Raw genomic sequence first — 12,558 nt, forward strand, 5'->3', positions numbered from 1 at the left:
AAAGAATCGCGCTCGCCATACGACGCACCACGCTCCTTTCCACCCAGCCACCAGCCGCGTAACCCCTTACTCCGACCGCAGCGCCACCATCGGCTCCACCAGCGAAGCCCTTCTTGCCGGAACCGCGCTCGCCACCAGCGCGCTCAAAACCAGCACCGCGCAGGCGCCTATCAGCGTCATTCCATTCACGCCCTTCACCTCGAACAGCTGCGACTTCAGCAGTTGTCCCGCCAGTATCGCCAGCGGAATTCCCGCCACAATCCCGAGGCCCACCTGCATCGCCGCGCCGCGCAGCACCAGGCGCACCACGCTCGCGCGATCCGCACCCAGCGCCATGCGCACGCCGATCTCAGGAATCCTCCGCGCCACGCCATACGCCGTCACGCCATACAGCCCAATCGAAGCCAGCACCAGCGCCAGCACGCCGAAGATCGCCGTCAACCGCACCACCAGCTTCTGCCGCGTGAAGTACTGCCCCACCTGGTCGTCATACGTCGTCAGCGAACGGATTGAAATATCAGGATTGATCTGGCTCATCGCACGCCGCACCGCCGCCGTCGCCGCGCCCGCATCGCCGTCGTAGCGAATGATCAGGTTTGAAGCATAGTGCTTAAACTGCTCGGCCTTGTTCGCCTGCTCGATGATGTTTGGCGGAGCATTCATACCGTCATACAGCGTCGTCTGCGCCATCGGTGTAAAGAACATCGCCCGCGTCGGCCGCGAAGGATCGCCATACTTCGAGTCGTCCACCACCCCCACAATCTCATACTCGCTCGCCATGCTGCGGTCGGGTCCAAAGTGCATACCCAGCGCCGGCTTGCCGTTCAGATTCTTCTTCACAAACTGCTGGTTCACCACTGCAACATGCATGCTCGTCGCCGAATCATGCTCGCTAAACACCCTGCCCTGGAGCAGCCGCGTGCCCACCGCATCGAAAAACTTCGGGCTCACCGACGTGTAACTCGCGTTCAGCTTTGCATCCGGGCTGCCGCCCTGAATCGCAACCCCCGAGCCCCAGTTGTTGAACGCCATCGGTCCATACGTTGCATAGGCAACATCATGCAGTCCCGGCATCGCCGCAAACGTGTCGTCGATCTGCTTGTAGAACCCCGGCAGCTGCTCGTACTTGTATCCCGCCGCCTGCAGATCCAGAAACGCGATCAACCGTCCGTGCGTCTCGAAGCGGAAGTCCTGGCTCTCAAGCTTGTTCAGGCTCGTGATCAGCAATCCCGCCGTGCTCAGCAGCGCCACCGACAACGCCGCCTGCACCACCACCAGCCCGCGCTGCAGCTTGCTCGTATGGCCTGTCGAGCGATTCGCTCCACGCAGCGCCTCCACCGGGTTCGCGCGCGAGGCAATCAGTGCTGGCGCAATTCCAAACAGCACACCCGTCAGCGTCGAGACCGCCAGCGCAAACAACAGCACCGGCAGCGAAGGCGATGACGAGACCGGCATCACCTCGACTCCACTCATCGCGAGCGCCAGGATACCCTTCACGCTGAGGTACGACACCAACAGACCCAGCGCACCGCCCAGCACGGCCAGCATCACCGACTCCACCAGCATCTCGCGCACCAGCCGCGCACGGCTCGCGCCCAGCGCCGACCGCACGCTCAGCTCCTGCTGCCGCGCCACACCGCGCACCAGCATCAGGTTCGCAAGGTTCGCACACGCAATCAGCAGCACAAACGCGGCAATCATCTGCAGCATCATCAGACTCTTCTCGTAGTCATCGCGCAGGTTGTTGATGCCGCCCTTCGCCTCCGCCAGCTCTGTCGTCTGCTTGTGAATCTCCGCGTCGGTGTCGTTTGACTGCGGATTTTTGTTGGCGACCAGCCATTGCACCAGCGCCACGCGTATTGCGCTCTCCACCTGCGGCACCTTGCTTGCATCGGGCACGCGCACCAGCATGTCGAGCCAGTGCGCATTCGTCTGCTCGTACAACTTGCGCGTGTCAAAGACCGGATCCTGCGCCAGCGGTATCCATACACCGATGGGATCGGCCGTGTTCCTGTCGCCAAGAAAATTTGGAGCCGTGACGCCCACGATCGTCACCGGATGCCCCGTCATCACCACCGTGCCTCCCACCAGGCTCGGGTCGCCGTGAAACTTCATCTGCCAAATCGGATAGCTGATCACCGCCACCGTCGGCGCTCCCACGCGATCGTCCTCCGGCTTAAGCAGCCGTCCCATAAACGGCTTCACGCCCAGCACGTCGAAGTAGTTTCCCGAGACCATGCGTATATCCAACGGCTGCGACGCCGTGTCGTTCGCGCGATGCGCCGACACGCCCATGCCGCCCGCCTCCACTGCTGCTATCCCAGCCGTGTACGGCGTGTGGTCGCGCAGCGTCTTGTACAGGTCGTAGGAGAAGATCCTCCAGTCGCCCTGCAGCCCGCCATCCACGCAGCACTCGATCTCCCTGCCCACCTTGTACAACTGCTCCGGATGCTCCACCGGCATCGACCGCATCAGCACCTGGTAGGTCAGCGTAAAGATCGCCGTCGTCGCACCGATGCCCAGCGCCAGAGTCGCCAGCGCCGTCGCCGCAAACCCAGGCGAACGCCGCAGCCGCCTCATCCCATACCGCACATCCTCGGCAATCGATCCCATCGATGACATCGCCAACCTCCAGCGCTTCCTCTGTAAGAGTCCGCGATTCACACGTGCAAGCGCCATGCCACTCCAGACCACAGCCAACAAAATGAAAACAAGCCTCTTACCCGCACGCCTCCGCACAGCAGAACGTCCGCTTTCCAAACCAGCCGTCCACAACCGAACACTCAGCGCTCAGCAGACGTCACCCCGAGCGCGAACTTGTCGCTCGCCTGCGGCCCGTCTCTCCGCTGTGGCTTTGTCATTCGAGCGCAGCAACGAATCTGCTTTCCTCTGCCATCACCCCAACCCTGGCAGCTGCAACACCCTCTTCACCAGCTCCGACTGCCTCTTCACCCCCACCTTCGCCAGCACCCGCTTCACATAAAACCGTGCCGTCTCCTGCGTCATGCCCAGCCGCACCGCCGCGCCATTCGTGTCGAACCCGTCCACCAGCAGATCGACCATGCGGCTCTCCACCGGGCTCAGCGCATACAGAGCGCGGAGCAGCGTCTGCCGCGTCGCCTGCCTGCGCTCCGGGTCCGCGCAGAAGACCAGCGCCGCCAGCGGCTCCATCCTCTGGCCCACGCCCGTAAACGGCATCGCCGTCACCGTCAGCGCCGCCACACCGGACCTCCGCTGCACCAGCACCGCCGCCGCCAGCGACTCCGCAAAGCTGCTCACAGCACCGGCCAGCAGACGCTGCAGCGCCACATCGTCCGCCACGCCCACCGCCTGCAGCCTTCCCTCCACCAGGGACAGCCCATCGCCCGCGACCAGCATCTCCTCCGCCAGGCGGTTCATAAAGACCACCCGGCGACGCCCATCCACGCCGAAGACCGCATGCCCAAACGCATCCAGGCTCTGCTTCAGCCCCGCCTCGTGTGCCGTCAGCTGCGCCAGCCGCAGATGCATCCGCATCGCCCGCTGCATGTGCGGCACCAGCGCCTCCAGCAGCAATCCCTTGCGGTCGTCGAACGCCACCTGCGACTTCGGCCGCATACACGCCATGTACGCCGAGCCCTCCGCACCCAGCGGAATCTTCGCGCCGATGCTGAAGTGCATGTCGTGCGGATGGAAGTAGTCCACGCAGAACTCCGTCCGCTCGAACTCCTCATCCGGCACTGCGCGATGGCTGTAGCGCGCCTGACCATCCGCATACAGCTCGTCGCAGCGCTTTGAAAGAATATTCACGCCGGCGTAATAGTCGATGTACGGCTTGAGCGCCACCTGGTCCATTCGCGCGATGTTCACGATGTTCGCGCCCTCGACAGTAAAGCTCGACGCCAGAAACATCTCGCGTCCGCCCGCCAGCTCCGAGATCCGGTCCAGCACCACCGGCCACAGCGACGCATTCTCCGCCGCCGCATAGATCAGGTCGATCAGCGCGAGCATCGACCGCGTCCCCCCGAACAGCTCCTCTGGATTGTTGAACACAGCAACTCTCCGAACCGTAACCGAAAAGATTCCAGGCCCTGTGTGGCCGAATTATCTCCCAGATGGGAGGTATCTCAACCCCATTTCGCAGAAGAAACTCAAGCCTCGAACAACCGCTTCCTTCTCTTCGCCCTGCGAAGGTCGCCGGTGTGCCCACCGATCTACCGGGAGATGATCGGCGAAGCACCGGCGACGCCTTCATCGTCTGTGCCACCCAGACGCTCAGCCCATCAAGCACCAATCGGGTACCCCGCGTCCCGCCTCTGAGACAGAGGTTCACAACACCACCTGCGACCCACTACACTTCCCTGCAAATCCCAATGTCCACCTCTCGCGTCCTCCTCGCCGCCCTCCTGCTCGCTCCCGCGCTCGCCGCCCAGACCCCCACCGTCCCGCCGCAGCTCGAATCCCCGGCCGCGCGGCCGCCCGTCGCAGGCCCCAACGGGCAGATGCTCCCCGGCATGCCCAGGTTCCACGACCCCGCGCCCTACTCCATCGACGACCACCCCGGCTACAAGCAGATCTTCGACGGCAAGGACTTCACCGGATGGGACGCCGACCCCTCCATCTGGCGCGTCGAAGACGGATTGATGATCGGCGAGACCCTCGAAGGCCATCCCAGGGGCAACAACTACATCGTCTACAAGGCCGACCGCCCCCGCGACTTCGACCTGAAGCTGAAGATGAAGATCGAAAAAGGCGGCGGCGGAGGCATCCAGTACCGCAGCGCCACCGGCGTCCCCTGGACTCGCTCCGAACCCAAGGGCCTGCCCGCCTACGACCTCAAGTTCATGATGACCGGCCCGCAGGCCGACTTCTGGTTCCCCGTCACCGCCACCAGCGCCAACCACACCGGCCAGTGGTACTCCGAGAACACCATGCAGGGCATCCTCGCCTACCGCGGCCAGGTCACCCAGTCGCTGCCCGGCGAACCCAACCGTCTCGTCGCCACCATCGGCGACAAGCAGGCCCTCGGCGGCTACGTGAAGGTCAACGAGTGGAACGACTACGAGATCATCGCCCGCGGCCCCGTCATGATGCACATCATGAACGGCCAGCTCATGGCCGTCTTCATCGACGACAACAAGAACTCCATCAACACCCAGCCCGGCCTCATCGGCTTCGAGATCGAAAGCCAGCCCTGCAAGATCTCCGTCAAAGACATCTTCCTCCGCAGCTTCGATCAGCAGTGATCGTCACGCGGCAACATTGCTCCGCTTCGGACATTGCTCTGCTACGGCCATCCCTCCCGCTGCGGCCATGCATTCCTCCGCTGCCGCCATAAACGTGTCATCCTGAGCGCAGCGACCGCAGAGAAGCGAAGTCGAAGGACCTGCGTTCGCCTTCCACCTCCGCGTCGCTGAGCTTTCACCCATGCATCATCTGTAAGAAGCGCTACAAAAGCGGGTGCCCCATTCATGCGGCCTCATCGCATGAGTGGGCATTCCGAGCGAAGCTCGAACCGCACCACTACAGCACAAGGCGTAGATATTCATACCGCCTTAAGCCCTCCTTCGCTACATTTGGTCTACACAGGAGCACTCCACGCATGACCAGCCGCGCACTGTGGACCGAGGTCCACGGCCTTCTCTTCGGCGCCTTCTTTCTGCTCGCCGCATGGACACTCGTACTCGAGTGCATCCGCTATTACCGGCACCAACCCCTGCCCGAGCACATGCCCACATGGGAGCGCCTCTACCTCGCTGCCGCGTCGACATGCGGATGGCTCGCCGTCGTCACCGGCACCTTTATCGTCTACCCGTGGTACCGGGCCCCACTCGCTGCAGGCGACGACATCCGCCTGCACCCACGCGCTCTTCTTCTCGCGCATTCGCAGACCGCGCCCCTGCACTCGCTCGGTATGGAGTGGAAGGAGCATGTCGCCCTGCTCGCTCCGCTCGCCTTCACCGCTGCCGCCTTCCTTTGGACACGTTATCGCCCCGCCCTTCGACAAGAGCCGGCATTGCGTCGCGGCGTCCTCATCTTCGCTGCCGTGGCCCTCATCGCCACCGGCATCGCTGGCCTCACCGGAGCCTTCCTCAACAAGTACGCTCCCGTCGAGAGCAGCTTCGCCACCACAACGGAGGCACGATGAGCCAGCACCCCAACTCCATCGCATCGGCCTCCGCCGCGCTCGTTGCATCCTCTTTCGGCTGCTTCACCTTCGGCCTGCTCTACCTGCTCGGAGACAAGAGCAAAGCTCTCAACAAGCTCCTCAGCTTCTACGTCCCCTCAGGCGCACTCAGCGGAGTTCTCGTCCTCGGTACACTCGTCTGGCTCCTGAGCTGGGCGATCCTCTCCCGCCGCTGGAGCACGAACCCTCCCGCAGTCGGCATCGCCACATCCCTTGCGATCCTTCTCCTGCTCGCCAGCCTGCTTTTGACGTTTCCTCCATTCGTCAGGCTCATCTAATCCAGGCATGAGCAGCGCACACCATCTCTTCCGTAAGACAACCTCGTCTCCCGTAGGCGAACTCACGCTCGTTGCCAGCGACCACGGCCTCGTCGCCATCCTCTGGCCGGACGACAGCCCGCGCCGCGTGCCCCTCGGCGAGACCACGCACGAGCCGGGCCACCCTATCCTCAAGGACACCACGCGCCAGCTCGACGAGTACTTCACCCGCCAGCGCACCGCCTTCGATCTCCCGCTCGACCTGCGCGGGACATCCTTCCAGCAGTCTGTCTGGCGCGCCCTCACCACCATCCCCTACGGCGAGACACGCAGCTACCTCGCGCTCGCCACCCAGCTCGGCAACTCCGCCGCCACCCGCGCCGTCGGCGCCGCCAACGGGCGCAACCCCATCTCCATCGTCGTGCCCTGCCACCGCGTCATCGGTTCCTCGGGCAGGCTCACCGGCTTCGCCGGAGGCCTCGAGGCCAAGGCCCGCCTCCTCGAACTGGAGCAGCCCGCCCGACAACGCGCGCTCACCTTCTAACCCCTCTCGCAGAGGAAGCACAGGCCTCAGGCCCGCACCGCCCCAACCGGGGTTTCAGCCCGGCTCCATGCGAATCTGCGAAAATTGCTCAACGACTGTCACACAGGAGACATCAAGATGAAGAAGCTGTACTCGTTGCTGCCAAAGCGTAGCCTCGTCCTCGCCGGAGCCCTCACCCTTGCCGCCACCGGCGCCGCCTTTGCGCAGAACAAGGCCATCGACTTCAAGCCCGGCATGCCCTTCAGCAACGGCTTCGTGGCCGGCAACACCCTCTACGTCGCCGGACAGCAGGGGCCCGACGCCAACGGCAAGGTCACCGGAACCGACATCTCCTTCCAGACCCACAGCGCCATCGCCGCCGTCCAGAGCGTCGTCGAAAAGGCCGGCTTCAAGATGAGCGACCTCGTCTCCGTCACCGTCTACGTCACCGACCTGGCCGACGTTCCCGCGATGAACAAGGTCTACATCAAGGAGATGCCCGATCCCAAGCCGGCCCGCGCCACCGTCAAGGTCGCCGGCCTCATCGGCGACGCCAAGATCGAGATCCAGGCCATCGCCGTCAAGCACTAAGCCTCACAGCAGCAGGATCATCCTTCCGGCGCATCAGCCTGTCCAACGGACAGGCTGATGCCCTATCCCGCCAGATCACGCTGCCGCTCCAGGGCGAACGCATCCCCACGCCACGGCTGGCCATGGCTCATGCAGCCGAACGCAGGACTCCCCTTACCGGTCGCGTAACCAGTTTCGAGGATTCAGGACATACCACGCGATCCGAAGCAGCAGCTCGCCTCCCCGTCGCAGGTGGATCCATCGAAGAGTCTTCAGCTCGTTGACGACATCGATCTTCGTGTCGTAGCCATGCCGGGACTCTCCGACAGCACGTTCGACACGAGACGTGACCAAGGGCAGATGATGCAATTCGTGCATACCAACATCCTTACGACCCTGCGTGTTCGGATGACGACTTTTGGAGCTCAGCTGACCTGCCGTGCAGGTGAAGCCGGGCACGAACCGTGTAGAGTCCTCACAACAGGCACGAAGTCTAGCATGGCCATTGCGGCTGACTCCATCGTTTCCATCCGCCCACGCAAAATTTTCAGGATGACCGGACCACGCCTGCGCAGCGTGGCCCTCCACGTTACAGCTCCCAGAACCCAGCCAGACTCACCAACTCGCCAGACTCGTTGAACCGCACGGCGCTGTGCCCCTGCAGAAACTCCGCGCCATCCTTGCCGAACATCGTCCAGTGCGCCAGCGCCTGATCGTGGTGGAAGAGAAACTTGAACGTCTTGAAGTAAGCCCCCGGGTACTGCGCCTGGAACTCGCCGATATGGGTCACCAGCGCCTCAATCCCCTCGCCCTCACCTGCCGGGCTGGCAAAACGGCAACCCTCCGCGAGTGCCTTCTCCAGCAGCTCCCGCCGCTTCGCCTCCGGCATATCCGACCAGGCCTCCTGGTAAACATCCCACGCCGCGCCGCGTACCTCTGTCATCTCCGCCATAGATCATCTCCTTATAAGTCCATTACTTCCTGTTGGATGAAGGCACTCCCGCTACGCTCCCGCGCACGTCCGCCTCTGCTGACACCTCGCGGCAGCAGACAGCGCCACCCGACACGCGCCATAAAACCTTGGCGCAGTTGGCATGGACATTGGCGTATCCTGCATAACTCTCACGCTCGCCGTCATCTAACGTAGAGCCAGTCACCCGGGCGGGCAGCATCCAGCCCCAAAAAGCGCCCTTCCCCGCAGTGACCTGAAGAGAGGACAAAAGGCGATGAACAAACACTTTCGCGTAGCCGGCCGCGTGGCTCTCAAGCTTGAGGAGTGCGGCGTGCCCGTCTCCGACGTCCTGCGCCGCGCCAACCTGCCCTCCGACCTCTTCCTCCAGACCCGCGTCCTCGTCACCACGCCGCAGCTCTTCGCCCTCTGGCGCGCCATCGGCGAGGTCAGCAGCGACCCCGCCATCGGCATCAAACTCGGCACCGAAGACCGCACCGAGTGGTTCCACCCCAGCGGGCTCGCCTCCCTCTCCACCGAAAACTTCCGCGCCGCCGTCGACCACATGGCCCGCTACAAGCAGCTCACCTGCCCCGAGGAGATGGTGCAGCACACCGCCGACGGCGAGTGGACCATCCGCTTCCGCTGGCTCCTCGCCGTCGACTCCGAGCCCCAACCACTCGTCGACTACTGCTTCGCCTGGATGCAGTCCATCGCCCGCAAAGGCAGCGGTCTGCCCATCTCCCCCATCCGCATCGAACTCATCCACCCCCGCACGCACACCCGCGCCATCGAGCAGCACTTCAACTGCCCCGTCATCTCCACCGGCATCTCCACCAACGCCATCGTCTTCCGCACCGCCGACGGCCAGCATCCCTTCCAGACCCGTAACGCCGAGCTGCTCGACATGCTCGCCCCCCAGTTCGACCTCGAGCTGAGCCGCAGCACCGGCTCCGAAAACTTCCTCGAACGCGTTCACGCCGCCATTCAGCAGCGCCTCACCGGCCGCCGCCCCGGCATCGACGACATCGCCCGCGACCTGCACATGAGCGCACGCACCCTGCAGCGCCGCCTGCAGGAGTCCGGCCGCACCTACCAGCAGATCCTCGACACCGCCCGCCACCAGATGGCCCGCTACTATCTCGGCAACTCCGTCCTCGAACTCAACGAAGCCGCCTACCTGCTCGGCTACGAAGACTCCAACTCCTTCGTCCGCGCCTTCCGCACCTGGGAGGGCGTACCCCCAGGCGTCTGGCGCGAAACCAACCGCGCCGTTCCTCTGCAATAACCATCAGGCCCTCAGCTTTTGGTTTGTAAATTTCGTTCGTACTTCCGCTCTTTTGGTGTGTCATTCCGCAGCGTAGCGGAGAAATTTCCTTTCTCCTCCGCGCCACAACAATGGGCCCACCACCAAAGATTCGGAGCACCACAAACAAGGTGCCCACCAACTGTCATCCCCGACCGAAGGCGAGCCGCAGTGGAGAGACCTGCTTCTCAACCACCACCATCCCCCGGCCACAAACGCCATCGCCAACCACCCCAAAGGAGCACCCCAAATGCAAACCCGCAAACTAGGTAACAGCACCCTCGAAGTCTCCGCCCTCGGCCTCGGCTGCATGGGCATGAGCTTTGGCTACGGCACCACGCACGACGAAAACGAGATGATCGCCCTCATCCACAAGGCCGTCGATCTCGGCGTCACCTTCTTCGACACCGCAGAGGTCTACGGCCCCTTCACCAACGAGATCCTCGTCGGCAAAGCCCTCTCGCCCATCCGCGACAAGGTCGTCATCGCCACCAAGTTCGGCTTCAACGTCAACACCGACGGCACCCCCGGCTGGCAGGGCCTCAACAGCCGCCCCGAGCACATCAAGCAGGTCGCCGAGGCCTCGCTCAAGCGCCTCCAGATCGACACCATCGACCTCTTCTACCAGCACCGCGTCGATCCCGACGTGCCAATCGAAGATGTCGCCGGTGCCGTCAAAGAGCTCATCGCCGAGGGCAAGGTGAAGCACTTCGGACTCTCCGAGGCCGGAGCCCAGACCATTCGCCGCGCCCACGCCGTCCAGCCCGTCGCCGCCCTGCAAAGCGAGTACTCCCTCTGGTGGCGCAAGCCCGAAGAAGAGATCATCCCCACGCTCGAAGAGCTCGGCATCGGCCTCGTTCCCTACAGCCCGCTCGGCAAAGGCTTCCTCACCGGGGCCATATCCGCCGACACCAAGCTCGGCACAGGCGACTTCCGCAGCCAGCTCCCGCGCTTCACCCCCGAAGCCATGCAGGCCAACCTCGCCTTCGTCGACCTGCTGAAATCCATCGCAGCCGAAAAGAACGCCACCCCGGCCCAGATCGCCCTCGCCTGGCTGCTCGCGCAGAAGCCCTGGATCGCGCCCATCCCCGGCACCACCAAACTCTCGCGCCTCGAAGAGAATCTCGGCGCGACCAACATCACCCTCACCCCGGCCGACCTCGGCACCATCAACGAAGCCGCGTCGAAGATCACCGCACAAGGCAACCGCTACCCCGAGCACCTCGAAAAACTCGTAGGCCGCTAACCACGATGCGGGATGAGTCTGTACCTCATCCCGCACCTTCCATCACTCAGTGGCTGGTCACCTTCAACCCCACAATCGAGATCAGCATCAGCACCAGAAACGCAATCCGCGCAGCCGACGCCGGCTCATCGAACAGCACCATCCCCAGCACAGCGGCACCCATCGCTCCGATACCCACCCACACGCCGTACGCCGTTCCAATCGGCAGCGTCGCACTCGCCCGCGCCAGCAGATACATGCTCGCGCACAGCGTCGTCAGCGTAAAGATCGTAGGCTTCAGCTTCGTAAAGCCGTCCGTATACTTCAGCCCAACCGACCAGCAAACCTCAAGCAGGCCCGCAATGATGAGAAGAATCCAACTGGAAGACACAATGCACCCCGGTCGCGTCGTCTTGTCCTAACCGGGTACGGCGCATCTCGTCCGGACTGCAAATGAAAGGCATGGCCAGCCGGTCTTCAGGCTGGCCGCTGTCTCCCTCTATTTTAGTCTTCCGCGCGCTGCCACTCCAGCCCGGCTATGGGATCTTCACCACCACGCGCGGCTTGCCCGGCGCATCCCACGCCTCCGCGATCTCCGCCAGCGGCATCACCCGCGTCGCAACCTCCAGCTTCGCCGGAACCACCGCCGCGAACACGCTCTCAATCGCCTCCAGCAGCTTCGCAAACGGCACGCTCTTCACACCGCTGCCCATCAACTGGATCGCCGACGACCGCAGCGCTGCTCCCGGCAGCTCGATGCTCTCCTCGCCCGCCGCTCCGCCAACATGGACAAACCGCACCGGGTGAGCATCCTCCACCCCCTTCGCGATCGCTACCATGATCGTCTTCGCGCTCGTGCCCCACAGGTAGTCCACCACCACGTCCACTCCCGCGGCGAACTCCGCGATCAACGCCTGCTCGAACTGCTTCACGCCCTCACTGTCCGCGAGCGCAAACGGCACCACCGCATCGGCTCCCAGCCGCCGCAGGTCTTCCAGCTCCCTCGCGTTGCGGCCGGTTGCAATCACCTTGCCCGCGCCCAGATACTTCGCCAGCTGCACCGCAATCCGTCCCGCCGAGCCCGTCGCACCGTTCACCAGCACCGTCTCGCCCTTCACCAGCCGCGCCCGCTCCACCAGCGCAGCCCACGCCGACATCCCGGGATTCGCGATCGCCGCCGCCGTCACATCGTCCAGCTCCTCCGGCACCGCCACGCACTGCCGCGAACGCACCAGCGACCGCTCTCCCAGAGCACCGTACGGCGCCTGAGGCAGGGCGAAGTACACGCGCCGACCATCCGCCGTGCGTCCCACGCCATCCGATCCCGCCACCGAAGGAAATACGCCGTCCGCGCTGTAGTGCGCCCCCGATGACCGCGACTTACTGAACGTGCTCAACGCCGAAGCGCTCACCGTCACGACCTCCATGCCCTCGCTCGCCACCGGCTCGCTGAACTCCGCATACTCCGGCCTTCCGCCCGCCTTCCTGATCACCGCTGCCTTCATCGCCGTCCCTCCTGCATCCTGGTTTTAAAATTGAACATCGTTAGATTTATTGAACAC

General features: G+C 63.9%; 12 protein-coding genes and 1 riboswitch. Of the genes, 7 read left to right on the forward strand and 5 right to left on the reverse strand.

Going from position 1 to position 12,558, the window contains the following annotated elements; translation table 11 throughout:
• Nucleotides 1-66 precede the first annotated feature (66 nt).
• Together PW789_RS19635 and PW789_RS19640 are read right to left on the reverse strand one after the other, a co-directional pair.
• Nucleotides 67-2,622 (reverse strand): ABC transporter permease, encoded by a 2,556-nt coding sequence (locus tag PW789_RS19635; RefSeq protein ID WP_299380188.1) that lies wholly within the window; start codon nt 2,620-2,622, stop codon nt 67-69.
• 273 nt (nt 2,623-2,895) lie between these two features.
• On the reverse strand, nt 2,896-4,032 hold the full coding sequence (locus tag PW789_RS19640; RefSeq protein WP_299380191.1) for a hypothetical protein: 1,137 nt from the start codon (nt 4,030-4,032) through the stop codon (nt 2,896-2,898).
• A 320-nt stretch (nt 4,033-4,352) separates the two neighbouring features.
• Between PW789_RS19640 and PW789_RS19645 the strand changes: the two genes are divergently transcribed.
• The 5 genes from PW789_RS19645 (at nt 4,353) to PW789_RS19665 (ending at nt 7,537) form a co-directional block, all read left to right on the forward strand.
• Entirely contained in the window at nt 4,353-5,225 is an 873-nt protein-coding gene (locus PW789_RS19645) for a DUF1080 domain-containing protein (RefSeq protein WP_299380193.1), read from the forward strand.
• Between the two features lie 356 nt (nt 5,226-5,581).
• On the forward strand, nt 5,582-6,127 hold the full coding sequence (locus PW789_RS19650; RefSeq protein WP_299380195.1) for a hypothetical protein: 546 nt from the start codon (nt 5,582-5,584) through the stop codon (nt 6,125-6,127).
• Complete coding sequence (locus tag PW789_RS19655) at nt 6,124-6,444, forward strand: hypothetical protein (protein WP_299380198.1); 321 nt, start codon at nt 6,124-6,126, stop codon at nt 6,442-6,444. The genes PW789_RS19650 and PW789_RS19655 overlap by 4 nt, the downstream gene beginning before the upstream one ends.
• A gap of 7 nt (nt 6,445-6,451) precedes the next feature.
• Nucleotides 6,452-6,967, forward strand: coding sequence for a methylated-DNA--[protein]-cysteine S-methyltransferase (locus tag PW789_RS19660; protein ID WP_299380201.1), 516 nt, complete (start codon nt 6,452-6,454; stop codon nt 6,965-6,967).
• A 117-nt stretch (nt 6,968-7,084) separates the two neighbouring features.
• Complete coding sequence (locus PW789_RS19665) at nt 7,085-7,537, forward strand: RidA family protein (protein WP_299380206.1); 453 nt, start codon at nt 7,085-7,087, stop codon at nt 7,535-7,537.
• A 568-nt stretch (nt 7,538-8,105) separates the two neighbouring features.
• On the opposite strand, the gene PW789_RS19670 is transcribed toward PW789_RS19665, so the two are convergent.
• On the reverse strand, nt 8,106-8,468 hold the full coding sequence (locus PW789_RS19670) for a nuclear transport factor 2 family protein (protein ID WP_299380209.1): 363 nt from the start codon (nt 8,466-8,468) through the stop codon (nt 8,106-8,108).
• Nucleotides 8,469-8,742: 274 nt separating this feature from the next.
• Between PW789_RS19670 and PW789_RS19675 the strand changes: the two genes are divergently transcribed.
• Together PW789_RS19675 and PW789_RS19680 are read left to right on the forward strand one after the other, a co-directional pair.
• Nucleotides 8,743-9,753, forward strand: a complete 1,011-nt coding sequence (locus PW789_RS19675) for an AraC family transcriptional regulator (protein WP_299380212.1) — start codon at nt 8,743-8,745, stop codon at nt 9,751-9,753.
• Nucleotides 9,754-10,021: 268 nt separating this feature from the next.
• Nucleotides 10,022-11,017, forward strand: a complete 996-nt coding sequence (locus PW789_RS19680; RefSeq protein WP_299380215.1) for an aldo/keto reductase — start codon at nt 10,022-10,024, stop codon at nt 11,015-11,017.
• Nucleotides 11,018-11,063: 46 nt separating this feature from the next.
• Here PW789_RS19680 and sugE read toward each other — a convergent pair whose 3' ends face one another.
• Nucleotides 11,064-11,387, reverse strand: coding sequence for a quaternary ammonium compound efflux SMR transporter SugE (gene sugE, locus PW789_RS19685; protein WP_299380218.1), 324 nt, complete (start codon nt 11,385-11,387; stop codon nt 11,064-11,066).
• An 11-nt stretch (nt 11,388-11,398) separates the two neighbouring features.
• Nucleotides 11,399-11,464: riboswitch (guanidine-III (ykkC-III) riboswitch) on the reverse strand.
• Nucleotides 11,465-11,532: 68 nt separating this feature from the next.
• Nucleotides 11,533-12,501, reverse strand: coding sequence for a zinc-binding alcohol dehydrogenase family protein (locus PW789_RS19690; RefSeq protein WP_299380221.1), 969 nt, complete (start codon nt 12,499-12,501; stop codon nt 11,533-11,535).
• Between the last annotated feature and the right edge of the window lie 57 nt (nt 12,502-12,558).

This window comes from Edaphobacter sp. (assembly GCF_028283685.1).
Lineage (GTDB): Bacteria > Acidobacteriota > Terriglobia > Terriglobales > Acidobacteriaceae > Edaphobacter.